This is a genomic window from Streptomyces sp. NPDC048506, assembly GCF_040651315.1.
Taxonomy (GTDB): domain Bacteria; phylum Actinomycetota; class Actinomycetes; order Streptomycetales; family Streptomycetaceae; genus Streptomyces.
Window position 1 is genome coordinate 91,594 of record NZ_JBEZIX010000027.1, and the last position, 25,048, is coordinate 116,641.

Sequence of the window (25,048 nt, forward strand, 5' to 3'; positions counted from 1 at the left end):
ATGATCGAAGCACGCCGGCTGCACATCCTCCGTGCGGTGGCCGACCACCGCACGGTCACCGCCGCGGCCGCCGCGCTCTACCTCACGCCGTCGGCGGTCTCCCAGCAGCTGGCGGCGCTGGAGCAGGAGACCGGCCACCGCCTGGTGGAGCGCAGCGCCCGCGGGGTGCGGCTGACCGCCGCGGGCGACATCCTGCTCACCCACGCCAACGCCGTCCTCGCCCAGCTGGAGCGCGCCGAGTCCGAGCTCGCCGCCTACGGCTCGGGCGAGGCCGGCACGGTGACCGTGGCGGCCTTCGCCACCGGCATCGGCCTGGTCGTGGCCCCCGCGATCACCGCGCTGGCCCGCTCCACGCCCGGCATAAGGGTCCGGGTCCGGGACGCCGAGGGCGACGCCAGCCTGCGGATGGTCCTCGACCGGCAGGTCGATGTGGCGGTGGCCGTCGAGTACCGGGGCGCGCCCCGCGCGGACGACCCGCGGCTGACCCGGGTGCCGCTCTACGCCGAACCCTTCGACGCCGTGCTGCCGCCGGGGCACCGGCTCGCCGACGCCGAGCGGGTGGCCGTCGCCGACCTCGCCGACGACCCCTGGATCGGCCCGTACTCGGGCAACCCCTGCCATGACGTGGTCGTCCTGGCCTGCGAGTACGCCGGTTTCCAGCCCCGTCTGGAGCACTCCTCCGACGACTTCCGCGCCGTCGTCGCGCTCGCCTCCGCCGCGGCCGGGGTGGCGCTCGTCCCCCGTTCGGCGTTGCGCGACATGGACCTGACGGGCGTGATGGTCCGGCCCGTCGACGGTGCCGCCCCCACCCGCCGGGTGTTCGCCGCGGTGCGCCGCGGGGCCGAGGAGCACCCGCTGTTCCGGCCGGTACTGGCGGCGCTCCAGGAGGCGGCGGCGTCGCAGGGGTGAGGCGGCGGCGTTCGGGTGCTGCTGTCCGCGTCCTGCGCGGCGGCCGGTGCCGGAGGTGGCAGGCTCCTCGTGGCGGCGGCGGCGAGGAGGCGAGGCGATGGCGGTCGGCCCCACCGGACCGGGTGGCGAGGCGGCGGCCGGTGCGCCGCAGGATCCGTTCGCGCTGGTCCGTAGCCGCGGATATCTGAAGCTGCTGTTGCAGGCGGCGGTGATCGGCGTGCCGGTCTGCGCCGTCGCGTTCGGCTTCCTCGCGGCGGCCCACGCGTTGGAACCGCTGGTCCAGCACGATCTGCCGCGGGCGCTGGGCTTCGCCGGGACGCCGCTGTGGTGGCCGGTGCCGCTCCTCGGGGTGGCCGGCCTGCTGGTCGGGCTGACCATTCGCCACCTCCCGGGCGGCGGCGGTCATGAGCCGGCGGACGGGCAAGCGGGCGGCGGCGTGCCGCGGCTCTCCGCCCTGCCCGGCATCGCGCTGGCGGCTCTGATCTCGCTCGGGTTCGGTGCGGTGCTCGGCCCGGAGGCGCCGCTCATCGCCCTCGGCGGCGGCCTGGCCGCGGGGGGCGTACGGCTGCTGGACCGGCATGCGACGGAGCAGACCGTCGCGGCGGCGGGCGCGGCAGGCAGCTTCGCGGCGATCAGCGCGTTGCTGGGCTCCCCCCTGCTGGGGGCGTTCCTGCTGATGGAGGTGGCGAGCCTGGCCGGTCCGCGGCTGGGGATGCTGCTGGTGCCCGGTCTGCTGGCGTCCGGCGTCGGTGCGCTGATCTTCACCGGGCTGGGGGACTGGACCGGGCTCGGCACCTACTCGTTGGCGCTGCACGACGTCCCCGTGGCCGCGGAACCCACCGTCCCGGAGTTCGGCTGGGCGCTGGCCATCGGGCTGGCCGCGGCCTTCCTGGGGACCGGCATCCGGCGCCTGGCGCTGGCGCTCAAGGCGCGCGTGGTGCGCCACCGGGTGGCGGCCACGGTGGTTGTGGGGCTGGTGGTGGGGGCGCTGGCGGTCGGGTTCACGGCGGTGACCGGCAAGCCCGTCACCGAGGTGCTCTACTCGGGGCAGTCGGCTCTGGGGTCGCTGTTCGGGGACAGCGTCGGCTACTCGGTGCCGGCGCTGCTGCTCCTGCTGGTGTGCAAGGGCCTGGCGTACTGCGCCTCGCTGAGCGCGTTCCGGGGCGGCCCGATCTTCCCGGCGCTGTTCCTCGGCGCCGCGGGCGGGGTGGCGTTGTCCCACCTGCCCGGCCTGTCGGCCACCGCGGCGTTCGCGATGGGCATGGGGGCGATGGGTGTGGCGATGCTCCGGCTGCCGATGACCTCGCTGCTGCTGGCCACGCTGTTGATGGGCCGCAGCGGACTCACCGTCATGCCGCTGGTGATCGTCGCGGTGGTGGTGGCGTACGTGGCCGTGCTGCGGCTCACGCCGGCCCCGCGGGCGGTCGCACCGGCCACCGCCTGACGAGCGCCGGTGGTCACCGGCGCGGTGTGCGGCCGGTGCCGGTCCAGGTGGCCAACTGGCGCTCCGTCCATGTGGTGATGACCCGTTCCGCCGGTACGTCGCACTCCTCGGCGCGGGCGCAGCCGTAGATCTGCCAGTCCAGCTGGCCCGGGGCGTGGGCGTCGCTGTCGATGGCGAAGAGGCATCCCGCCGCCAGCGCCCGGCGCAGCAGTCGGCGCGGCGGATCGAAGCGGTCCGGGCGGCAGTTGATCTCCACCGCCGTGTGGTGCTCGGCGCAGGCCGCGAAGACCTCGTCGGCGTCGAACTGCGACTCCGGGCGCAGCTTGCCGGTGATCTGCCGGCCGGTGCAGTGCCCGAGGACGTCCACCAGCGGGTTGCGCACCGCGGCCAGCAGTCGCCGGGTCATCGAGGCCCGGTCCATCCGGAGTGCGGAGTGCACGGAGGCCACCACCACGTCGAGCCGCTCCAGCAGCTCCGGTTCCTGGTCGAGGGTGCCGTCGTCGAGGATGTCGCACTCGATCCCGGTCAGCAGCCGGAACGGCGCCAGGCGTTCGTTGACCTCCGCCACCAACGCCAGCTGCTCCCGCAGCCGCTCGGCGGTCAGCCCGCGGGCGATGGTGAGCCTGGGGGAGTGGTCGGTCAGCACGCACCAGGCGTGCCCGAGGTCGCGGGCGGCCCTGGCCATCGTCTCGACCGGGCTGCCGCCGTCCGACCAGTCCGAGTGCAGATGGCAGTCGCCGCGCAGCGCCCGCCGCAGTCGCTGCCCGCGTTCCCCCTCGACCAGCGGCCCGCCCGCCTCGTCCTCCAGGCCGGCCAGATAGGTGGGCCGGACACCGGCGAGCGCCTCTTCGACCACCCGGGTGGTCTTGGGACCGAGGCCCTTGAGCCGTGCCAGCGAGCCGGCGCGGGCGCGCTCGCGCAGTGCGTCGTCGGTCAGTGCGGCGATCGCCGCGGCGGCGGTGCGGAAGGCCTGTACGCGGTAGGTCACCGCGCCCTGCCGTTCCAGCAGGAACGCGATCCGCTCCAGCGCCTCGACGGGCTCCACGTACGGCTCCTTCCCGATGCGCCGGCCCAGGTTCCCTTCACCGTGCCGCACCCCGGGGCCGGCTGCCACCGGGGGTGTACCGGCGGTAAATCGCCCATTCCCGCCGATTCGGAAGCCGTGCCGTTATGCGGTTATGTCCGTTCTCGGGTCGGTCGATCCGATTGCATCGGAAAGACGTATGGATGGCTATGGATAGTGCTGATGATTCCGTGCAATGCGTTCAACCCGCTCAATACCGCATCCGAAAGTCCGGGCGAATCGGGCGTCGTTAAAACTCCTGCAAAGCTCGCGCAACATTCGACCGGTTCGGTCGGCGGGGCTCGCCGTACTTCGCCGGGGCCGGGTGATGGGGTGCCGTAAAGATTGACGGCCTTCAGGAAATCTGCACAGCGAATGCGCAGCCAGCACACGGTCGGACGGGTCGTACCACCCCGCTGACCTGCGGGTCAGCGGTTTGGTGCGGGAATGTCCCGTTCGTCGAACGAGCGCCCGGACTGGCCATGGAAAGGAAACCGAAGGAGTTGTGAAGAAGCTGCCACTGAACCATGGATGTGCGTGCACGTTGCGTAATTCAAGGGTGCGATGACGCCCGGATCGGCGGTTGTCCGATTAGCAGGGCGACGCACCTGCATGCTTTGATCCTTCGCACTGCGGGAGTCACCCCAACGGTTCCCGATTTTCGGGCGCCCGACTCCCGCTGCCGCGCCCGGACCACCCACCGGACGGTCCGGACGCAGCTTTTTCGAGATATTCATCCGAAGGGAAACATCATGAACTCCACCCCCCAGGTTCAGACCCAGGAAATCTCCGACGCCGACCTGGACAACGTGTCCGGTGGCCTCGTGGGCGGTCTCGTCGGCAGCGTGACCGGCACCGTTGACTCCGTCGCCCCGGTCTCCCCGCTCGTCGGCGAGGTCACCGGCCTGGTCAGCGGCACCACCGGCGTGAACACCGGCGCCGTCACGGGCCTGGTCAGCGGTCTCTGATCCGCCCTGTGCCGCTGGGCGGCACAGCCGGCTCTGAGCGGTGACGACGGCAGGTCGGCGCCCCCTCCTTGCCGACCTGCCCGGCCGGATGCCCCGGACCCCGCTCCCGGGCCCGGGGCACCCGGCCACCACCCGTCTGACAGACCATTGCAGTTGAGGGAAGAGTGTCGTGCAGTTCCGCCAACAGGCCCTTTCCAAGCTGCAATCGCCCGAGGAACTCGATCTGCCGGTGCGCTTCGCCCGCCCCCAGGGCTGGCTGGTGCTGACCGTGACGGTCCTCGTCGTGATCGCCGCCGCCGTCTGGGCGGTGACCGGAACCGTCTCGTCCACCCTCGCCGCACCCGCAATCCTCACCCACGGCCAGGGCAGCTACATCCTCCAGAGCCCCGTCGCGGGCCAGGTCACCGCCGTCCTCGTCGACGAGGGCAAGCGGGTGGCCGCCAACGCCCCCGTCCTGAAGGTCCGTACGGCCCAGGGCACCGCCGTCGTCCGCAGCCTCGCCGCGGGCCGGCTGACCACGATGGTCGCCACCATCGGCGCGGTCGTCAGCCCCGGGACGGACGTGGCCGCCGTGGAACGCGTCGCCCACCCCGGCGACCCCCTGACGGCGACCCTCTACGTACCGGCCGAGAGCGGCGCCACCGTCCCCGTCGGCGCCGCCGTCGACCTCACCGTCCAGTCCGTCCCGAGCCAGCGGTACGGCGTGCTGCGCGGCCATGTCACGGCGGTCGGCCGGACCGCCCAGACCCGCCAGCGGATCGGTGCCGCTCTGGGCAGCAGCCAGCTCGGGGAGCAGTTCTCCCAGCACGGCCCGCCGGTCGCGGTGCTGGTGCGGCTCGACACCGCCGAAAACCCCTCCGGATACGCCTGGTCGACCTCCGACGGCCCGCCCTACCCGGTCGACTCCATGACGCTGGCCAGCGGCGCCGTCCACCTCGCCGCGCAGCACCCGATCGATTGGCTGCTGCCGTGACCGCACCGCACGACTCCCCGGCCCCGCAGGCGCAGCTGCCGCCGCCCGGACGCGGCCGACACCGCCCGGAGCCCGCGCCCGGCGCCCGGCGCACCCGTCGCGCCGCGCCGCCCGCTCCCAAGCCCCAGAAGGCCAGGGCTGTGCGCACCCCCACCGTCCTCCAGATGGAGGCCGTGGAGTGCGGCGCCGCCTCGCTGGCCATGGTCCTCGCCCACTTCGGACGGCATGTGCCGCTGGAGGAGCTGCGGATCGCCTGCGGCGTCTCCCGCGACGGCTCGCGCGCCAGCAACCTGCTCAAGGCCGCCCGCAGTTACGGCCTGACGGCCAAGGGCATGCAGATGGAGCCGGCCGCGCTCGCCGAGGTGCAGGCCCCGGCCATCCTCTTCTGGGAGTTCAACCACTACGTCGTCTACGACGGCACGGGCCGCCGCCTCGGCCGCCGCGGGGTGCACATCAACGACCCCGACAAGGGCCGCCGCTTCGTGCCGATGGAGGACTTCGACACCAGCTTCACCGGTGTCGCCCTGGTCTTCGAGCCGTCCGAGTCCTTCCGCAAGGGCGGACGCAGGCCCGGTGTGCTCAGCGCCGTCCCCGCCCGGATGCGTGGCACCACCGGCACCCTGTTGGCCGCGCTGCTCGCCAGTCTGCTGCTGGTCGCGGTCGGCGCCGCGGTGCCCGCGCTCAGCCGTACGTACATCGACATGTTCCTGATCGGCAACCAGACCTCGCTGCTGGGGCCGCTCTTCGCGTCGATGGCCGCGATGGTCGCGCTGACCGCCGTGCTGACCTGGCTGCAACAGGCGAACCTGCTGCGCGGCCGGATCATCTCGTCCACCCTCACCAGCGCCCGCTTCCTGCGCCATCTGCTGCGCCTGCCGGTCACCTTCTTCGCCCAGCGCAGCCCGGCCGACCTGGTCCAGCGCCTCCAGTCCAACGACGCGGTAGCCGAGACCCTGGCCCGCGACCTCGCCGCCGCGGGCGTGGACGGCATCGTGGTCGTCCTCTACGCCGTCCTGCTGTGGGCCTACGACCCCCAACTGACCGTCATCGGCGTGGGCATCGCGCTGCTGAACGTCGTCGCGATGCGCATCGTGGTCCGGCTGCGCGCCACCCACACCCAGAGGCTGCGCGCCGACACCGCCAAACTCACCAACACCGCCTACACCGGTCTCCAGCTCATCGAGACGATGAAGGCCACCGGCGGCGAGAACGGCTACTTCCGCCGCTGGGCCGGCCAGCACGCCACCACGCTGGAGGTACAGCAGCGGCTCGGCGTGCCGAGCGCCTGGCTGGCGGTCGTCGCCCCCACCCTCGCCACCCTCAACAGCGCGCTCATCCTGTGGATCGGCGGCCTGCGGGCCGTCGAGGGGCATATCTCCATCGGCCTGCTGGTCGCCTTCCAGGCGCTGGTGACCCGCTTCACCGCGCCCATCACCCGCCTCAACGGGGTAGCCGGCCGGATCCAGGACTTCGCCGCCGACGTGGCCCGCCTCAAGGACGTCGAATCCTTCCCGGCCGACAGCCTCTCCTCCCGCCCCGGCTCGGACGCCGACCTCCGGCGCCTCAAGGGCCATGTGACGCTGGAGAACATCACGTTCGGCTACAGCCCGCTGGACGCACCGCTGCTCACCGGCTTCTCACTGGCCGTCGGCCCGGGCCGGCAGGTCGCCCTCGTCGGCGGTTCGGGCAGCGGCAAGTCCACCGTCTCCCGGCTGATCTCCGGCCTCTACAGCCCGTGGGAAGGCACCATCCGGATCGACGGGCAGCGGCTGGAGGACCTCTCCCGCAGCGCGCTGGCCGCCTCGGTCTCCTTCGTCGACCAGGACGTCTTCCTCTTCGAGGGCACCGTCCGCGACAACGTGGCGCTGTGGGACCCGTCGATCCCGGACGAGGCGGTCGTCACCGCCCTGAAGGACGCGGCCCTCTACGACGACGTCATCGCCCGGCGCCCGGACGGCATCCACAGCCGCGTCGAGCAGGACGGCCGGAACTTCTCCGGCGGGCAGCGGCAGCGCCTGGAGGTCGCCCGGGCCCTGGTCCGGCGCCCCAGCATCCTGGTCCTCGACGAGGTCACCAGCGCCCTGGACGCCCGGACCGAACAGATCATCATGGACAACCTGCGGCGGCGCGGCTGCGCCTGCGTCGTCATCGCCCACCGGCTGAGCACCGTCCGCGACAGCGACGAGATCGTGGTCCTCGACCACGGCGTGGTCGTCGAACGCGGCCGCCACGAGGACCTGGTCGCCGCCGGAGGAGCCTACGCCGAGCTGGTCAAGGAGCACTGAGGTGTCAGCCATGCCGCAGTCCGGACCGTCGGTCCCGCCCCCGGTCGCCGACCCGGGCGGGAGCGACGCGGTGACGCAGGCCCTCGGCGGCCTCGGCGCGCCCGTCGACTGCACCGGACTGCGCAGCGTCCCCCTGGAAGGGCCGCAGGTGGTGTGGCTGGTCACCGGCGGCTCGCTCGACCTGTTCGCGGTCGACGCCGCCGCGGAGGGCCACTGGCACTTCCTCGGCCGGCTCGAAGCCGGCGCCCTGCTGCTCGGCCCGGTCCACGGCCCGCAGCACACCCTGCTCGGCCGCCCCTCGCAGCACTGCGCCCTGCGCCGTATCCCGCTGCGCGAGCTGCCCCGCCACGAGTACGCCGAACCCGGGCAGCAGGGGGAGTACGGGCAGTACGCGGGGTACCCGGACGGCGGGGCCGCTGCGCAGTACGGTGCGCAGGGCGGCTCCTACGGCCACCACCCGGCGTACGGCCCTCAGGGCGGTCAGGGCCCCTCCCCGCTGGAGCACGCCTTCGCGCTGGGCACCGCCCGCAGCCTGGGCGTGCTGTTCGAGGCACCGCTGGACGGCCGCCCCGGCGACGACGCGGTCGCCGACGACGATGTGCTGTGGATGCCGGTCCCGCCCGGCAGCGTCCAGTACGGTGCCTCCTACAGCGCGGAGGCGGCGGCCGATCTGCTGGTGGACCCCGAGCTGTGGCAGCGGATGGTCAACCAGCAGTACCGGCTGCTGTCCGCCGTCGACCGCTGGATCGAGCAGCTGGAGCGTGCCCACCAGGACCGCGCGGCGGCCGGCGTCAAGGCCGGCGAGGCCGTCCGCGAGCGGGCCGACCAGGCGCTGCTCGCCTCGATCGGCCGTCAGGACCGCTCCGGGCGGGGCGGCGAGGCGGCGAACCGGGCCGGCGACGACGCCACCTTCGCGGTCTGCCGGGCGGTCGCCGAGGCGGCCGGGATCACCCTCACCGAGCCCCCGAAGGGCGGCGCGGTCAACGACCGCATCACCCCCGTCGAGCGGATCGCCGTCAGCTCCCGCATCCGCACCCGCGCGGTCCGGCTCACCGGCCGCTGGTGGCGGACGAACACCGGCCCCCTGGTGGGCCGGCGCGCCAAGTCCGGAGCCCCGGTGGCGCTGCTGTGGCGCCGGGGCCGCTACGAGGCGGTCAACCCGGCCTCCGGACTGCGGCTGCGCATCGGCACGGACAACGCCGAGGAGTTCGAGCCGCGCGCCGTGATGTTCTACCGGCCGCTGCCGGAGCGGCCGATGAGCGTCTGGCGGCTGATGCGCTTCAGCCTGCGCGACACCCGGACGGACGTCCGCAACCTGGCCGTCGGCGGACTGGTGACGGTCGCCCTCGGTGCCCTCGTCCCGCTCGCCACCGGAAAGGTGCTCGGGGTGTATGTGCCCGCCGCCGAGCGGGGCCCGATCGTCCAGGTGGCGCTGGCCGTCATCGTCAGCAGCGTCGTCTCCGCCGCGTTCATGCTGTTGCAGAACCTCACCGTGCTGCGGATGGAGGGCCGGATCGAGAGCGCCCTGCAACCGGCGGTGTGGGACCGGCTGCTGCGGCTGCCGACCAGGTTCTTCACCGAACGCTCCACCGGAGAGCTGGCCAGTGCCGCGATGGGGATCAGCAGCATCCGCCGGGTGCTGTCCGGCGTCGGTCCGGTGGCCGTGCAGGCCACCACCGTCGGCGCGATGAACCTCGTGCTGCTGCTCGCCTACAGCGTGCCGCTGGCGCTCGCCGCGATCGGCATGCTGCTCGTCATCGGGGCCGTCTTCCTCGCCCTGGGCCTGTGGGAGCTGCGCTGGCAGCGGCGGCTGGTCAAGCTCGGCAACAAGCTCAACAACCAGGCCTTCCAGACCCTGCGCGGACTGCCCAAGCTGCGGGTCGCGGCGGCCGAGAGCTTCGCCTACGCCGCCTGGGCCCGGGAGTTCGCCCGCTCCCGCGAACTCCAGCAGAAGGCCGGCCGGATCAAGAACCTGACCACCGTCCTCAACGCGGTCTACCTGCCGCTGTGCTCGCTCACCCTGTTCATGCTGCTGGCCGGCCCGGCCCGCGGCAGCATGTCGGCCGGCGACTTCCTCACCTTCAACACCGCGGTGACCATGCTGCTGACCTCGGTCACCCAGATCACCGGCGCCTTCGTCGCCACCGCCGCCGTACTGCCGATGTTCGAGCAGGTCAAGCCGGTGCTGGACGAGGCACCGGAGGTACGCGGCGCCAGCGCCCAGCCCGGCACCCTCTCCGGCGGCATCGAGGCCAAGAAGCTCTCCTTCCGCTACACCGACGACGGCCCGCTCGTCCTCGACGACGTCTCGTTCGAGGTCCGGCCCGGCGAGTTCGTGGCCGTCGTGGGCCCCAGCGGCTGCGGCAAGTCCACCCTGCTGCGGCTCCTCATCGGCTTCGACAAGCCGACCTCCGGCGGCGTCCTGTACGACGGCCAGGACCTCGCCGCCCTGGACCAGGCAGCGGTCCGTCGCCAGTGCGGGGTCGTGCTACAGAACGCCCAGCCGCTCACCGGCTCCCTCCTGGACTGCATCTGCGGCACCGAGGCGTTCACCCAGGAGGAGGCCTGGGCGGCCGCCGACATGGCGGGACTGGCCGAGGACATCAAACGGATGCCGATGGGCCTGCACACCATGATCTCCGGCGGTGGCGCGATCTCCGGCGGCCAGCGACAGCGCCTGATGATCGCGCAGGCACTGATCCGCCGCCCCCGGATCCTCTTCTTCGACGAGGCCACCAGCGCCCTGGACAACGAGACCCAGCGGATCGTCATCGACAGCACCCGCAAGCTCAGCGCCAGCCGCCTGGTGATCGCCCACCGGCTGTCCACCGTGATGGACGCCGACCGCGTCATCGTCATGGAGGGCGGCCGGATCGTCGAACAGGGCGCCCCGGCCGAGCTGCTCGCCGACGCCGGCGGCCGGCTGCACGATCTGGTACGGCGTCAGCTGACCTGACCTGACCTGACCTGACCTGACCTGACCTGACCTGACCTGACCTGACCTGACCTGGCGTGGCGTGGCGTGGCGACGGCCCGGCGGGCGGCCGCCGTCCCCGGCATCCCGGTGGCGACCGCCCCGCCCGGCCGAGCCGTTCCCCGTATCCCCGCGGACCACCGCATATCTTGCAAGGCAGGCAGCGGACGGAGGACGAGATGGTGACGGCGAAGGACCTGTTCGAGGCGATGCCGCCGGACCGGCGCCGGCGGCTGGAGGAGATCGCCCAGGAGGTGTCGCTGCCCCGCACCACCCGGCTCTTCGAGGAGGGCCAGCGCGCCGACCGGTTCTGGATCATCCGCAGCGGACAGGTCGCCCTCGACCAGCACGTCCCCGGACGACGCGCCGCGGTCGTCGAGACCCTCGGCCGGGGTGAACTCCTCGGCTGGTCCTGGCTCTTCCCGCCGTACCTCTGGCACCTGGGCGCCGAGACCGTCGGCCCGGTGGAGGCCGAGGAGTTCGACGCCGAGGCCGTCCGCGCCCTGTGCGAGTCCGACGCCGTGCTCGGCCGGGCGATGTACCGCTACGTCGCCGAGACGGTCGCCGACCGGCTGCACGGCACCCGCACCCGCCTGCTCGACCTCTACGGCCCCCAGGGCAGCGGCCTCGAACCCTGACCAGGGCCCGCACCGGCCGGCGACCGGTGACCGGTGACCGCCGGGCGCGTGCCGCGGCACCACCCGCGCCACGAAAAGGACGCCGCAGCCCTGGAACCGTGCCCCGCATCCGGGCGACTACCTGTGCCGGGTCGCGCCTGCGGCCCGCCGGCCGGCGATCCGGCCGGTGCGACGGCCGGGGGATCGGCCGGTGACGGGTAGGGGAGAAGCACCATGCGTTCTGGGAAGTTGTGCGGTCTGGCGGTCGTCGTCGCGCTGGCCGCCACCGCGTGCGGCGGCGGAGGAGGTACGGACACGGGGAAGGACACCGGTGCCTCCGGACGCGGCGGCTCCGGCTTTCCGGTGCAGATCGCCGACTGCAAGGGCGCCCGGACCACTTTTTCGTCCGCGCCCCGGAAGATCGTCACCAGCAATGCCGCCGCCCTGGAGATGCTGCTGCGCCTGGGCGCCGGCGACCGGGTCATCGGCACCGGATTCCCGCCCGGCAAGGGCACCCTGCCCGGCGACCTCGGGGCGCGGGCCCAGAAGGTGCCGGTGCTGGGCGAGCACCTCATCCCCAAGGAGAAGCTGCTCGGATCGGGCGCCGACCTCTACATCGACACCTTCGCGTCGATGAACGCCATGGGCGGGGCGGGCGACGCACCGACCCCGGAGGAGTTCGGTGCGGCGGGGATCAAGCACATCTACCTGGCGTCCACCGCCTGCGCGCCGACCGCCGCGAAGCCGCAGCGCGACCTGTCCTCGGTGGAGGAGGACATCAAACGGCTGGGCGCGGTGACCGGCACCTCCGAACGCGCCGACCAGCTCGTGGCGGGCATGCGGGCGAAGGTCGCCGCCGTGCGCAAGGCGGTCGGCGACCTCCCGCGGGACCGGCGGCCGACCTACTTCTTCTTCGACTACGACGCCGGCACCAAGCAGCCCGTCGCCGTCTGCCGCAAGCAGGTCGCCAACGCCGTGATCAACCAGGCCGGCGCCCGCAACGTCTTCGACGGCTGTGACGGCGACTTCACACCGGTCTCCTGGGAGGACGTGGTGTCCAAGGACCCGGACTGGATCCAGCTCGGGGTACGCAACCGCGGCGACGCGGCGGCCACCGAAGCGGCGTACGACCAGGCCGAGGAGTTCCTGAAGGGCTTCCCGGCCACCAAGGGGCTCACCGCCGTGCGCAAGGGGCACTTCCTGCGGATCGGCTCGGAGCGGACCACGATCGCCGGCGTCGGCAACGCGGACACCGTCGAGCAGATCGCGCGCACGGTCCACCCGACCCGCTTCAAGGCGGCGCGGTAGTGGCCTCCGTGCTCGACGACCCGACCGCCCACGCCGCGGTCGGGGGCCGCCCGGCGCGTAACCCGCGCGCCGGGCTGCTCGCCCTGGGGCTGGGCCTGGCGCTGGTGGTGGCGCTCACCGCCGCGGTCTCGCTCGGCTCCACCGACATCGCCCCCGGCCACGTCTGGTCGGTGGTGTTCGCGCGGCTCGCCGGGGCCGCACCCCGCCCGGGCACCGACGACCTGATCGTGTGGCAACTCCGCGTGCCCCGCGCCCTGTTGGCGGCGCTGGTCGGCGCGGGGCTGGGCCTGGTGGGGACCGCGACCCAGGCGCTGGTGCGCAATCCGCTGGCGGACCCGTACCTGCTGGGCATCTCCAACGGCGCCTCGCTCGGCGCGGTCGCCGCGATCGTGCTGGGCGCGAGCGCCGGTGGGGTGCTGGGGCTGGGGCTGTCGGCGGCCGCCTTCGCCGGTGCGCTGGGTGCGTTCGCCCTGGTGTGGTGCGTGGCGCGGCGCGGCCGTCACTCACAAGAGGGTTTCGCGCCCCTGCGGCTGGTACTGGCCGGCGTCGGCATCGGGCAGTTCCTGTCCGGGTTCACCAGCTACCTGGTGCTTCAGGCCGGTGACGAGCAACAGACCCGCAGCGTGCTGTTCTGGCTGATGGGGAGCCTCGGCGGGGCCACCTGGAGCGTGCTGTGGCTGCCGGTGCTCGCGGTCGCCGCCGGGCTGCTGGCCCTCCAGGCCCGCGCCCGGGCGATGAATGCGCTGCTCATGGGCGACGAGACGGCGGCCGGTGTGGGCGTGGACGTCGCCCGGCTGCGCCGCGAGTTGTTCGTGGTGACCGCTCTGCTGACCGGCGTCCTGGTGGCGGTCTCCGGAGCCATCGGCTTCGTGGGGCTGATGGTGCCGCACCTGTGCCGGATGCTCATCGGCGGCGACCACCGGCGGCTGCTGCCGCTGTCCGCGCTCACCGGGGCGCTGCTGCTGGTCGTGGTGGACGTCGTGTGCCGTACCGCACTGGACACCCAGGAGTTGCCGGTCGGCGTGGTGACGGCGATGATCGGCGCGCCCGTCCTGTTGGTCATGCTGGACCGGCGGACGGCGGTGGGCGGGTGAACGTCGAGATCGAGGACCTGCACGTCGGCTACGCCGGCCGCGATGTGGTCGCCGGGGTCCGCCTGTTGGCCGCGTCCGGCGAGATCGCCGGGCTGATCGGCCCCAACGGCAGCGGTAAGTCCACCGTCCTGCGCACCGTCTACCGCCATCTGCGGCCCGCCGCCGGCCGGGTGCTGCTCGCCGGGACCGACCTCCGGAGCCTCACCGCGGCGCAGACCGCCCGGCAGGTCGCCGCGCTGCCGCAGGAGCGCGGCAGCGACTTCGAGCTGACCGTGCACGAGGTGGTGGCCATGGGCCGTACGCCCTACAAGCGGGCCTTCGCGGGGGAGGACCGGTCCGACCGGGAGACCGTGGCGGCGGCGCTGGCCGCCGTCGGCCTGGCCGGGCAGGGCGCCCGCCGGTTCGCCGCGCTGTCCGGCGGCGAGCGGCAACGCGCCCTGCTGGCCCGTGCGTTCGCCCAGGACCCGGAGGTGCTGGTGCTGGACGAGCCCACCAACCATCTCGACGTACGGCACCAGGTCGAACTGCTCACCCTGCTGCGCGCCCAGCGCCGCACCACGCTGATCTCGCTGCACGACCTGAACGCCGCGGCGTCCCTGTGCGACCGGCTGCACGTGCTGCACGCCGGGCGGCTGGTGGCGTCCGGCACGCCCCGCGAGGTGCTGACTCCACGGCTGCTGGCCGAGGTGTTCGGGGTGCGCGCCGCGGTGACCGACCATCCGCTCACCGGCGACGTGCTGATCGCCTTCGACCACCGGGAGGCGCCGTCGACCGCGGAAGGATGAACGAGCCGGCGGCGGCCCCCGTTGTGCCCGGCTCCTACCCGACCTGCGTTCGTGCGCCGGCCGATGAGCCGTCGGTCGGGACCGGACCGATCCGCTCCGGCAGGGCCAGGCCGGCCAGGAACCATGCTTCGACGGTCTCGCCGACGGTCACCATCGCCCGCCCGTCGGGAGTGAACGAGACGATCTGGTTGCCCGGGTCCGCCCACAGCGTCCGGCCGTCGGAATCGAAGAGCACCGAGCCGTGGCCTACGACGAAGGCGAGCGGGCGGCGGTCGGTCCACACGGCGCGGGTCGCGGCCTTGGCGATCGGCGACCGAGGGGCGGGCTCGCCCGGGAGTTCCGTCGGCCGGACCAGCCCACCGACCGTGAGGGACAGCTGGTCCGGGGACGGAACGAGGTGCAGCAGGCAGGCGGCCGGGCCGACGCGGGCATCCGGGTCCGCGGCGTGCGCGGCCGTGTCGCCCACCGCGAACAGGGCGGTTCCGTCCGGGGCGAAGGCGAGGGCGTTCACCTCGGTGAGCCCGGTTGCCGCGGTGGCCAGTACGGCACCTCCGTCGACCGCACGTACCACGACGCGGCCCTCGGGCGACGCGTGCGCCACCAGCTCGCCGTCGGCGTCCAGCGCGACGGGGCCGAACGCCTCCTGCCCGGTGGGGACGTTGAGCAGCACCTGGCCGGTCTCGGTCGCGATCACCGCGACCGTACCGGAGCTACACGTTGCGGCGGCCACCCGGCGACCGTCGCCGCTGAAGCCGATCCGGACCAGATCGTCCATGCTCAGGACGGCGTCGTCCTCGTCGTCCTCTTCGTCTTCGTCCTCGAACTCGTCGTCCTCGTCGAGCTCTTCGTCGTGGTCGTCCGGTCCGGAGCGCTCAGGAAGGACCCACAGTTCCTCTCCGGTCGCGGCGGACCAGGCGTGCCAGCGGCCTTCGACGGCAGTCACCACCGTCCGACCGTCCGGGCTGATCTGCATGTCATGGGGCTCGTCGTGGTAGTGGGATCCGGAGAGGAACGATGTCAGCCGACCGTTCTCCAGGGTGCTCCAGCCGACGATGTCCCCGCCACTGTGGTGCCATTCGGCCGCCGCGCCCAACGCCAGCCAGGACAGGCCGGACGGTGCCGCCACCGCGGTCGCCCCGTACGGGAAGGACGCCTGGTAGTCATCATCGTCCTCGTCCTCGCCGTCGAATGTGGCGTCGATGTAGGCGTCGACGGAGACCCCGGCCTTGGACAGCGCCCGGCCCGCCTGGACGTCGGCGAGGGCTCCCAGCGGCCGGATTCCGGCGAGGGAGTGGTACGGGCGCACGTCGCCCGCCGTCCACCGGGCCCACCAGTCGTCGGGCATCGGGCGCTGTTGCGCGGGCCAGGACAGCACCCGGGGCGTGACCGCGGCCAGTTCCGTCTCGTCCATCTCGGCGAGACGCAGGCAGACCTCGTGCCAGACCTGCGCGGTCGGGCGTGCGTTCAGGAGTTCGTCAACGGCGCTCATCGCTGGGGTCCTTCGTTCCGGACGGTGACGGGAGAGGGTGGGCGTGCACGCCGTCGTCGGGCGAAGCGATCACCAGGGTGCGGCCGTCGGGGGTGAGCGCCGCGGCGATCCGCGGGCCTGGCACCGGCACCGACCGGAGGGCGGAGGCGGTGCCGAGGTTCCAGACGGTGACCCGGCCGCGGCCCACGATCGGGACGCGCGGTTCGGCTCCGCACCACACGGGCCGCAGGTTGACCCGGTCGACGCGCTCGTCCGTCGGCAGGACCACCGGTTCGGGTTCGCCCGCCGGGTCGTTCAGGTCGACGACGGTGGCCACCGTCTCGTCGGGTCGGGTGCCCACGGCGACGAGCGCGGCACCGTCCGGGCGGAACGCCAGCCCGTTCGTCCAGCGGATGCCGGTGCGGTACTCGGTGTGTGCTCCGCCGTCGACCTGCTGGACGACGACCCCCTCGTCCTCCTTGTAGAACGTCCGGCGGGGGCGTGAGAAGGCAACCCGGGATCCGTCGGCGCTCAGGGCGACGGTCCCTTCGCCCTCCACCCGCTCGTCGTACGCGAGGCCCTTGAAGGCCTCACTGACCTCGTGGAGGACGTGCCGGGTCGCCGCGTCCCGCACCACGACGTTACGGGTGAAGGCGTTGGCCGTGGCGAACGACCGGCCGCCGACCGCGGCCTGGGCGAGGGGCAGGTCACGCGACCCGCCGCTGCCGGTCATGCCGAGGCGGAACGGTTCACCGGGCGCGTCGAGCGCCCAGCGGTAGACGGAGTTGCCGTCGGCCATGGCGGTCAGCGCCGATCCGTCGGGATCGAAGACGAGGTCCACGATGTCCCGACGCCCGGGAACGGCGAGGCGGGTCACGGCTCCCTCCGCCAGCAGCAGCACTGCGGTGAACTCCCGGAACCACGGCGCGGCCGTCGCGACCGCCACCCGGCTCAGGTCCGCGGTGGCCCCGACGGCGCTGATCCGCTGGGGAACCGGCGAACGTGCCGGGAGGGGACGTGGTGTCTCCAGATCTGCGGGCACACCGAGCTGCCGCACGGACATGCTGCCTCCGATCGGCCGTGGTGATCAGGTGGGACGAGGGAGAATCTAGTGATCAACACCGGCGCCCGCAGCCTTTCCCGGGAATCGCCCGGGACCCGGGCGCACCACCCCGACGTCCACCGAGCGTCTCCCGCTACCCCGCCACGAAGTGGCTCGGCCGGCCCTCGCGCAGCACCGGCCGGCCGAGCCGCTCGGCGGCCGCCCGGTGCATCAACTCCCGCCGTCCGTCAGGGTGTTCGAGCACGCAGGAGTGCCAGGGGGTCAGCCACACATCGGGTGCGTCGAGCAGCCGGATGCCGAACTTGGCCGAGCCCCGCGGCTGCGGATGGATCGACAGCCGGAACGCCCCCGGATGGTGGACGTCCACCAGCGCACCCCAGGCGCTGCTGCGGCGCATCACGCCGTACGCCCGACGGCGGCAGTCGCGTTGCAGCGCCGAGCGGGTGCCGGCGAACGCGGCGGTGTCCTCGAAGAGGAACCGGGTGATGCCCTGGTACAGCCGACGGGTCGACAGGTCGCTGCGGGTCAGGGACCGCAGGCTCTCCAGCTCCGGGGCGTGGTCGGCGTCGACCAGCGCCCGTTTGTCGTCGTGCGACAACCCGTCCCCGTACACCTCGCGCAGGTCGAATACGTCCAGCCGGGTCAGGCCCTCGGCGCGGATCAGGGCGCGCAGCGCGTCGGCGTAGGCGTCGATGTGCGGGTCGGGGACCCCGATGAGGTCGCTGAAGACGTGCCCGTCCGAGCAGATGACCACCCGCGCGCCGGGCGGATGGACGGCCGCGACCCGGGCGCACAGCGCGTCCAGGAAGCGCAGTGCCAGCCGTTCGCCCTCGTCCGGCAGACGGCCGAGCACCTTGGCCGGGTTGGGGGACTTGCAAGGGAAGCCCGGCAGGGTGAACAGGATCGGCGCACCGGCCGCCACCGGGGCAGCGAGCTGGCGGAGTTGGGCGGGGAAGGCCTCCGGGGCGTCCTCGTGCGCGGCGTCCAACGCGCGCCGGTACGGCAGCAGGGTGGCGAGCACCGCCGCGCAGACGGCCCGGACGTCGGTGCTCGGGCCGGAGTGCGGTGAGGTGGAGCTGATCAGCACGCGGCGACCGGCCCGTTCGTCACCGGGCAGGCACCGGCCGGGCCGTAGCCGACCGGCAGTCGGTCGACCCCTCGCGCCAACACCGCCGGTATCCAGCGGAGTTCGTCGTCGGGGACGGTCAGCCGCAGGTTCGGCAGCCGTCGCAGCACGGTACCCAGCGCGATCTGCAACTCGATCCGGGCGAGCGCGGCGCCGGGGCAGAAGTGGATGCCGTGGCCGAAGGCGAGGTGCGGATTGGGGGAGCGCTCGAAGTCGAGGGCGTCCGGATCGGCGAACTGCCGGCCGTCGCGGTTGGCGGCGCACAACGAGACGATCACGGAGTCGCCCGCCGGGATGCGGGTGCCGTGCAGCTCGGTGTCCTCGGCGAAGAACCGCCATGTCGTCAGCTCGAAGGCGCTGTCGTACCGGAGGAGTTCCTCGACGGCGCGGGGCAGCAGCTCCGGACGGCCGGCCAGTTCGGTGAGGCGCTCCGGGTGGCGCAGCAGGGTGACCAGGGCGGTGGTGATCTGGTGGGTGACCGGCTCCTGGCCCGCGACCAGCAACTGGAAGACCATCGAGTCCAGCTCCTCCTGGCCGAGGTGCCCGTCGTCGCGTGCGGACACCAGCCGGGAGAGCAGGTCCTCACCCGGCTCCAGACGTTTGTGGACGACCAGATCGGCGATGTACTGCTGTAGTCCGCGCAGCCGCGCCTCGTACGCCGGCCGGCCCGGGTCCGTCGGACCGACGGGCTGGACGACCTTGCCCCAGTCCCGGTCGAAACGGTCCGCGAACTCCGTCGGCAGTCCGATGACGTCGGCGAGCACCTGGAAGGGGAAGCGGGCGGCGAAGGCCTCGACGAGATCGGCCTCCCCGCGTTCCGGAAGCGCGTCGAGCAGGGCGTCGGCCATCGCCTGGAAGCGCGGCCGGAGCGACTCGACCCGCTGCGGGGCGAAGGCATCGGTGAGCAGCCGGCGCAGCTCGGTGTGCCGGGGCGGGTCCTGGTGGAGCAGGTGCACCTGGAGCTGGGAGTGCTGCGGCTCGGGCATGATCGAGGCGCGGGCCCGCCAGGCCGCATTGCCGCGCGAGTGGTGCTTGCCCAACCGGGCGTCGGTCAGCGCCTGATGGGCGGCCCGGTAGCCGGTGACGAGCCAGGCGCACACCCCGCTGGGGAAGCGCACCCGATGGACCGGGCCGCGCGCCCGCAGCTCGGCGTAGAGCGGATAGGGATCGCGGGTGTACTCCGCTCCGTACAGTGGCAACGGCCGGTGGCGTTCCTCCGCCGGGCTGCTCCAGGGGGCGGGATCGTGTCTGTCCTCGGCCCGGTGCGGCTCGACGGGGTCGGGCAGTGCGGACATGGGGTTCTCCTTGACGGCGCTGGTCGGGCGACGGACCGCACCAGGACGGCACGGCGTGTGAAAGGTCGGGCGGCGGACGCGTCGAGTTCCCGCCGTAGCGGGGGAATTCGCTCCGGCGGGGCGCACCGGGGGCGCGGGGACGCCGACCAAACCCAGGTAGTCGGGCCGCGGCGGCGTCGAGTTCCGGCGGCGGAACGGGGCAAACCTCACATGCCGCCGGGCCCCCGATCGGCCGCTGGGCGCCGCCCCCACCTGCCACGATGGCGCGATGTCCAGCTCTCCGGCCGACCTCAGTCGGCCCCAACGCCCGTACGCCGTCGCACGTCTGCTGCCCGCCCGCCCGGTCGTCGCCTTCATCGCACTGCTGGCGGTGCTCTTCGCGCTGTCCTACGGTGCCGGCGCCCTCGCCGGCCCGGTCGCCCCAGGACTGCACCCCGCCGGCGGGACCCGTACGGGGCCCAACACCCCGGCCGACGAAGGGGACATGGGCGGGATGCACGGCATGGGCGCCGGGGCGCCCCGCCCGGTGACCGTGGGGACGGCCACCCGATGACGCAGCCACCGCCCGGACCGCGGCAGCGCGGGACCGCCGAGGCACCGGACCCCACCCGCACCACCACCCTCACCATCGGTGGTATGACCTGCGCCGCCTGTGTGGGCCGGGTCGAGAGGAAGCTCGGCCGGCTGGCCGGCGTCGCGGCGACGGTGAACCTGGCCACCGGCCGGGCCACGGTCCGCCACCCCGCAGCGGTGTCCGTCGCCGACCTCGTCACCACCGTCGAGGCGGCCGGATTCACCGCGCAGCTGCCCGAACCGGACCCCGAGCCGGACCCCGAGGAGCGCCCCCGGTCCGCCCGGCATCCGGAGCCCGCGGACGACGGCGCCCGCTCCGAACGCCAGCGGCTGCTGATCACCGCCCTGCTCTCGCTCCCCGTCCTGGCCCTGTCGATGGTGCCCGGTTGGCAGTTCCGCAACTGGCAGTGGCTGTGCTTCGTGCTCACCGCGCCGGTCGCCGTCTGGGGCGCCGCGCCGTTCCACGCCCGCGCGCTGCGCGGCCTGCGGCACGGCGCCGCCACCATGGACACCCTGGTCTCGCTCGGCGTGGCGGCGTCCTTCCTCTGGTCCGGCTACGCGCTGTTCCTCGGCGGGGCCGGCACGCCCGGGATGACCATGCCGTTCAGTCTGCTGCCCACCGCCGGCGACGGCAGCGCCCACCTCTACCTCGAAGCCGCCGTCGGCGTACCGCTGTTCGTGCTGGCCGGCCGCCGGATGGAGGCCAGGGCCCGGCACGGCACCGGCTCCGCCCTCCGGGCGCTGGCCGAACTCGCGGCCAAGGACGTCGCCGTCCGCACGGCCGACGGCGACGAGCGACGGATCCCGGCCGACCGGCTGCGGGTCGGCGACCGCTTCCTGGCACGCCCCGGAGAACGCGTCGCCACCGACGGCACCGTCGTCGAGGGCAGCTCCGCCCTGGACCTGTCGCTGATCACCGGGGAGAGCCATCCGGTGGAGGTGGGCCCCGGCACGGCGGTCGTCGGCGGCGCGGTCAACTCCGGCGGCCTGCTGGAGATACGGGCCGACGCGGTGGGCGCGGACACCCAACTCGCCCGGATCCACCGGCTGGTGGAGGACGCCCAGACCGGCAAGACCCGCATCCAGCGGCTCGCCGACGCCATCGCCGCCGTCTTCGTCCCCGCGGTGCTGACCGTCTCGGTCACCGTCCTGGGCTTCTGGCTCGGCGCCGGAGCCGCCCCCCAGGCCGCCGTCACCGCCGCGGTCGCGGTCCTCGTCGTGGCCTGCCCGTGTGCGCTGGGGTTGGCGACCCCCACCGCGCTGCTGGCCGCCACCGGCCGCGGTGCGCAGCTCGGGATCCTGGTCCGTGGTCCGCAGGCGCTGGAGCGGCTGCGCCGGATCGACACCGTCGTCCTCGACAAGACCGGCACCCTCACCACCGGGCGGATGGCCGTCACCGCCGTCACCGCGCGCCCCGACGGCCGCGACCCCGCCGAGGTGCTGCGGCTGGCCGCCCTCGTCGAGCAGGGCTCCGAACACCCGCTGGCCCGCGCCATCGTGGCCCACGCCCGTGCACACCACCCGGCGGGCGACCAACTCCACGCGCGCATCGGCGACTTCGCGGCGACGCCCGGGTACGGAGTGCGGGGCCGGACGGCCGACGGGCGCCTGGTGGAGTGCACCCGGCCAGGCGATCTCGCCGACCTGCCGGCGCCGCTCGCGGACGCGGTGCGGGCGGCCGGGACCGCCGGCCACACCGCGGTCCAGGTCACCGTCGACGGCACCCCGGAAGCGGTACTCGCCGTCGGCGACGCCCTGCGCCCCGACGGCTACCGCGCCGTCGACCATCTGCGCCGCCTGGGCCTGCGACCGGTCCTGGCCACCGGCGACCGGGCGGCCACCGCCCGTACCGTGGCCGGTCACCTCGCCATCACCGAGGTGCACGCCGAGGCCCGCCCGGAGGACAAGGCCGCCCTCGTCGCCACCCTGAAGGCGCAGGGCAATCGGGTCGCCGTCGTCGGCGACGGCGTCAACGACGCCGCGGCCCTGGCCCTCGCCGACCTCGGCATCGCCATGGGCAGCGGCACCGACGCCGCGATCGGCGCCGCCGACGTCACCCTCGTACGGGAGGACCTCCAGGCCGTCCCCGACGCGGTACGGCTGGCCCGCCGCACCCTGGGCACCATCCGCACCAACCTCGTCTGGGCCTTCGGCTACAACCTCGTCACCGTGCCGCTGGCCGCCGTCGGCCTGCTCAACCCGATGCTGGCGGCCGCCGCCATGTCCGCCAGCTCCCTGCTCGTCGTCGGCAACAGCCTCCGCCTGCGCGGCTGGCAGCCGGCCGGCACGGGGCGCCGACCCGCCCACGGCACCGGCCCCGCCGGTCGCCGCCGTACCCGCACCACGGGGGAGACCGCATGAACCGGCCGTCCACGGCAGCCGTCGCCGTACCGCTGCTCACCTGCCTGGCGACCCTGGGCACCCTCACCGCCTGGACGGCCACCGGCAACGCGGGAACCCCCGCGCGGCTGACCGTCACCGAGGGCCGGGTGCTGGTCCCGTCCGGCCGCGAGGCCACCGCCGCCTTCTTCACCCTCCGCAACACCGGCGGCGCGGACGACGTCCTGACGGGCGTCACCGGGCCGGCCGGACACCGGGCGATGCTCAGCCGCACCGTCGACATCGGGCGGAACGCCCGGAGCATGGCCATGGTCCGGGCGGTCACCGTCCCGGCCGGCGGCACCCTGCGGATGACACCGACCACCCTGGACGTCATGATCAGCCCGCCCCCGGCGCTCGCACCGGGGGAGCGGATCACCCTCACCCTGCACTTCCGCGACAGCCCACCGCAGACCGTCCGGGCACGGGCGGTGCGCCCCGGCGGCTGAGGCCGTCGCGCCCGCCCGGCAGGCCCCGGAACGGGGTTCACGGCCGCACACCGGCGGTCCGTGAACCCCGTCACCGGTGGGCGCACCGGCGCGGCGCCGGTCAGGCCGGCGCACCCGCCAGCGCCCGGGGCCGCCCGGACGGTGCCGGCAGCCCGATCGGCGCGGGCCGCTCGGCCGCACCGGTCGACTCGTCGCCCGCTCGCCCGGCGTCCGCCCGCTCCGCCTCGGTCAGCAGCCCGACCAGCGTCTCCCGGGCCCGCGCCACCCGGGACCGTACGGTCCCCACCGGGCAGCCCATCACCCCGGCGGCCGCCGCGTACGGCAGGCCCAGCAGCTGGGTGAGTACGAACGCCTCCCGCCGCTCCGGCACCAGCACGGCGAGCAGTTCGGCCAGTGCGATGCCCTCGTCGAACCCCGGCACCCCGCGCGGCTGCACCCGCTCCGCCGCCGACTGCCAGTCGTCGGTCGCCGCCAGCCGGGGCCGGACCGCCTGGGACCGGAACCGGTCCGCGACCACCCGCCGGGCGATCGTCAGCAGCCAGGTCCGCGCCGACGACCGGCCCTCGAACCGCGGCAGGCTCCGCAGCGCCCGCACATAGGTGTCCTGCACCAGGTCGTCGGTCGCCTGCGGATCACCGCTCAGATGCGTCACATAGCGCCGCACATCGAGCTGGGTGGCCCGCACGAACTGCTCGACGGCCCGCTCGTCACCGCCACGGGCGGCCAGCGCCCAGCCCGTCACCGCCTCGTCATCCCGCATACCGCGACCGTCCCTCGCCGTACTCCGGGGCGTCGGGGAGGATGGCCGTATGCACTGCTCGCGCATCCGTACGGCCCTCTCCGCCCGCCTCGACGGGGAGGACCTGCCGCCCGGCCTCACCCCCGGCGGGCTCGACGCGCACCTCGCGCGGTGCCGGGACTGCCGACGGTGGGAGGCACAGGCACGGGCGCTGACCGAGCACCTCGATCGTGCCGCGGCGCGGGCCGAGGACGATCCGGCGGCCGGCGAGGCGCTGCTCGCGCGGCTGCGGTCGGTGTCCGCGCGACGCGGTGCCGGCACGGTCGTGCCGGACGGCGAACAGGCGGGTGGAGCGGGTTGATCCACGGGTGCCGGACGGGCGCCCGGCCCCGCCCGCACAGGCGTCGGCGGCGGCGGAGCCAGGCACCGCGCCCACCGACATCCGGACAGGATTCATCATCTGGAGTCCTTCGCATGGTCCGGTCCCCGCGCGCGGCGGCGACCGGTGAAGTCGGAGCCGGGACGCCGGCGCTCGGCGCAGGTGCGCAGCCTTCAGCGCCCGTCCGTCCAACGGCTCGGGAATTCGACCGTGCTGTCAGCAGACAGCCGGCCCATACGGCGGACCCCGTAGGGACATCGCATGGGCGAGCAGCAACTGCTGCACCGCCCGCCGCGGCTCCTGCCGGGCCGTGCGCACCACGCGCCGCACCTCGGGCAGTACCGCCCGCAGCACCAGGACCAGCGGCGCGAACAGCCACGCCGACACGCTGCGGACCAGCCGGAACGCCGCCCGCTCGCCGCCCCACAGCCACGCCGCGCTGAGCAGCGCGACGAGCAGGTGGGCCGCGAGCATGCCGGTCGAGCTGCCGTGCGTCATCGGGCCCGCGTGGTCCATGTGCGGCGACAGCCGGCCCGGTTGCGCCATGCCCGCCATCCCCGGCATGCCCGGCATCCCGTGCATCTCCGGTGCGGCGGCCATCTGCCGGTGCATCAGCTGGAGCATCCGTGCGGCCGTACCGTCGGAGATCTGCATCCCCTGCGCACCACACATGAAGGCGTCCGCCCACTGCCGTGCCAGCGACAACCGCCCGCCGCCGGCGCCGGATCCGGCCGCCACCGCCTGGCCGAACGAGAAGGCGCTGTGCAGGGCGGCCTGGGTGCCGACGGTCAACAGTCCGACCACCAGCGGCCCGCGCTCCCGGCCCGCGCAGCACCAGGCACCGGCCGCGGTTCCCACCCCGGCCGCGAGCAGCATCCATGCGGGGATCGTGGCATCCGACATCACCACGTGTCCCAGCGCGGCGAGCAGCACACACACCGTCGCGAACACCGCGGCGCGTAGCCCCCTGAGAACCTGCCCCGCATCCATGACAGGGCCCATCGTCGCACCCCGCCCCGGCGTCGGGACGACAGGGGCACCCCGGAGCGCTCTCGGCCGCCGTACGGCGGCCGGGCGGCCGGGCGGGCCGCCGTCGTACCGCGTGTGCTGCGCGAAGGCCCAGGTCCGGGGACCATGGAAGCACGGCGAGGTGTGCC

The 25,048-nt window shown here is 74.0% G+C and carries 21 protein-coding genes; 14 read left to right on the forward strand and 7 right to left on the reverse strand.

Translation table 11 applies throughout. From position 1 onward, the window contains the following. On the forward strand, nt 1-909 hold the full coding sequence (locus tag AB0C96_RS22660) for a LysR family transcriptional regulator (RefSeq protein WP_362919503.1): 909 nt from the start codon (nt 1-3) through the stop codon (nt 907-909). A 97-nt stretch (nt 910-1,006) separates the two neighbouring features. Continuing rightward, complete coding sequence (locus AB0C96_RS22665; RefSeq protein WP_362919504.1) at nt 1,007-2,353, forward strand: chloride channel protein; 1,347 nt, start codon at nt 1,007-1,009, stop codon at nt 2,351-2,353. Nucleotides 2,354-2,366: 13 nt separating this feature from the next. On the opposite strand, the gene AB0C96_RS22670 is transcribed toward AB0C96_RS22665, so the two are convergent. Beyond that, nucleotides 2,367-3,398, reverse strand: a complete 1,032-nt coding sequence (locus AB0C96_RS22670; protein WP_362919505.1) for a PHP domain-containing protein — start codon at nt 3,396-3,398, stop codon at nt 2,367-2,369. Nucleotides 3,399-4,168: 770 nt separating this feature from the next. Between AB0C96_RS22670 and AB0C96_RS22675 the strand changes: the two genes are divergently transcribed. The 8 genes from AB0C96_RS22675 (at nt 4,169) to AB0C96_RS22710 (ending at nt 14,420) form a co-directional block, all read left to right on the forward strand. Next, complete coding sequence (locus AB0C96_RS22675) at nt 4,169-4,384, forward strand: type A2 lantipeptide (RefSeq protein ID WP_362919506.1); 216 nt, start codon at nt 4,169-4,171, stop codon at nt 4,382-4,384. A 169-nt stretch (nt 4,385-4,553) separates the two neighbouring features. Further along, on the forward strand, nt 4,554-5,357 hold the full coding sequence (locus tag AB0C96_RS22680) for an HlyD family efflux transporter periplasmic adaptor subunit (protein WP_362919507.1): 804 nt from the start codon (nt 4,554-4,556) through the stop codon (nt 5,355-5,357). Between the two features lie 35 nt (nt 5,358-5,392). Next, on the forward strand, nt 5,393-7,642 hold the full coding sequence (locus tag AB0C96_RS22685) for an NHLP family bacteriocin export ABC transporter peptidase/permease/ATPase subunit (RefSeq protein ID WP_362919532.1): 2,250 nt from the start codon (nt 5,393-5,395) through the stop codon (nt 7,640-7,642). A 10-nt stretch (nt 7,643-7,652) separates the two neighbouring features. Next, a complete protein-coding gene (locus AB0C96_RS22690; RefSeq protein ID WP_362919533.1) occupies nt 7,653-10,598 on the forward strand; it encodes an NHLP bacteriocin export ABC transporter permease/ATPase subunit in 2,946 nt (981 codons plus the stop codon). Nucleotides 10,599-10,795: 197 nt separating this feature from the next. Further along, the gene (locus AB0C96_RS22695; protein ID WP_362919508.1) at nt 10,796-11,254 is read left to right on the forward strand and encodes a cyclic nucleotide-binding domain-containing protein; all 459 of its coding nucleotides are present in this window, start codon (nt 10,796-10,798) and stop codon (nt 11,252-11,254) included. 213 nt (nt 11,255-11,467) lie between these two features. Beyond that, a complete protein-coding gene (locus tag AB0C96_RS22700; RefSeq protein WP_362919509.1) occupies nt 11,468-12,541 on the forward strand; it encodes an ABC transporter substrate-binding protein in 1,074 nt (357 codons plus the stop codon). A gap of 8 nt (nt 12,542-12,549) precedes the next feature. Continuing rightward, nucleotides 12,550-13,635 (forward strand): iron ABC transporter permease, encoded by a 1,086-nt coding sequence (locus tag AB0C96_RS22705; RefSeq protein ID WP_362919534.1) that lies wholly within the window; start codon nt 12,550-12,552, stop codon nt 13,633-13,635. Then, nucleotides 13,632-14,420 carry an ABC transporter ATP-binding protein gene (locus tag AB0C96_RS22710; protein ID WP_362919510.1) on the forward strand — a complete coding sequence of 263 codons (789 nt, stop codon included), beginning with the start codon at nt 13,632-13,634 and terminating at the stop codon, nt 14,418-14,420. Before AB0C96_RS22705 ends, AB0C96_RS22710 begins: the two co-directional genes overlap by 4 nt. 34 nt (nt 14,421-14,454) lie before the next feature. Here AB0C96_RS22710 and AB0C96_RS22715 read toward each other — a convergent pair whose 3' ends face one another. From AB0C96_RS22715 to AB0C96_RS22730, 4 genes are all read right to left on the reverse strand, one after another. Next, on the reverse strand, nt 14,455-15,909 hold the full coding sequence (locus tag AB0C96_RS22715; protein WP_362919511.1) for a hypothetical protein: 1,455 nt from the start codon (nt 15,907-15,909) through the stop codon (nt 14,455-14,457). After that, nucleotides 15,896-16,951, reverse strand: coding sequence for a hypothetical protein (locus AB0C96_RS22720; RefSeq protein ID WP_362919512.1), 1,056 nt, complete (start codon nt 16,949-16,951; stop codon nt 15,896-15,898). Before AB0C96_RS22720 ends, AB0C96_RS22715 begins: the two co-directional genes overlap by 14 nt. Before the next feature lie 133 nt (nt 16,952-17,084). Continuing rightward, nucleotides 17,085-18,035 (reverse strand): isocyanide synthase family protein, encoded by a 951-nt coding sequence (locus AB0C96_RS22725; protein WP_362919535.1) that lies wholly within the window; start codon nt 18,033-18,035, stop codon nt 17,085-17,087. Continuing rightward, on the reverse strand, nt 18,032-19,372 hold the full coding sequence (locus AB0C96_RS22730; RefSeq protein ID WP_362919513.1) for a cytochrome P450: 1,341 nt from the start codon (nt 19,370-19,372) through the stop codon (nt 18,032-18,034). The genes AB0C96_RS22725 and AB0C96_RS22730 overlap by 4 nt, the downstream gene beginning before the upstream one ends. Nucleotides 19,373-19,640: 268 nt before the next feature. On the opposite strand from AB0C96_RS22730, the gene AB0C96_RS22735 reads away from it, so the two are divergent. Genes AB0C96_RS22735 through AB0C96_RS22745 form a run of 3 tightly spaced genes read left to right on the forward strand, consistent with a single transcriptional unit; the run spans nt 19,641 to nt 22,773 of the window. Next, the gene (locus tag AB0C96_RS22735; protein ID WP_362919514.1) at nt 19,641-19,925 is read left to right on the forward strand and encodes a hypothetical protein; all 285 of its coding nucleotides are present in this window, start codon (nt 19,641-19,643) and stop codon (nt 19,923-19,925) included. After that, nucleotides 19,922-22,306, forward strand: coding sequence for a cation-translocating P-type ATPase (locus AB0C96_RS22740; protein ID WP_362919515.1), 2,385 nt, complete (start codon nt 19,922-19,924; stop codon nt 22,304-22,306). The genes AB0C96_RS22735 and AB0C96_RS22740 overlap by 4 nt, the downstream gene beginning before the upstream one ends. Beyond that, nucleotides 22,303-22,773 carry a copper chaperone PCu(A)C gene (locus AB0C96_RS22745; RefSeq protein WP_362919516.1) on the forward strand — a complete coding sequence of 157 codons (471 nt, stop codon included), beginning with the start codon at nt 22,303-22,305 and terminating at the stop codon, nt 22,771-22,773. The genes AB0C96_RS22740 and AB0C96_RS22745 overlap by 4 nt, the downstream gene beginning before the upstream one ends. 100 nt (nt 22,774-22,873) lie before the next feature. Here AB0C96_RS22745 and AB0C96_RS22750 read toward each other — a convergent pair whose 3' ends face one another. Further along, on the reverse strand, nt 22,874-23,533 hold the full coding sequence (locus tag AB0C96_RS22750) for a sigma-70 family RNA polymerase sigma factor (RefSeq protein ID WP_362919517.1): 660 nt from the start codon (nt 23,531-23,533) through the stop codon (nt 22,874-22,876). A gap of 49 nt (nt 23,534-23,582) precedes the next feature. Here AB0C96_RS22750 and AB0C96_RS22755 point away from each other — a divergent pair, with 49 nt between their 5' ends. After that, complete coding sequence (locus tag AB0C96_RS22755; protein WP_362919518.1) at nt 23,583-23,873, forward strand: zf-HC2 domain-containing protein; 291 nt, start codon at nt 23,583-23,585, stop codon at nt 23,871-23,873. A gap of 234 nt (nt 23,874-24,107) precedes the next feature. Here AB0C96_RS22755 and AB0C96_RS22760 read toward each other — a convergent pair whose 3' ends face one another. Further along, entirely contained in the window at nt 24,108-24,881 is a 774-nt protein-coding gene (locus AB0C96_RS22760) for a PE-PGRS family protein (protein ID WP_362919519.1), read from the reverse strand. Nucleotides 24,882-25,048 lie beyond the last annotated feature (167 nt).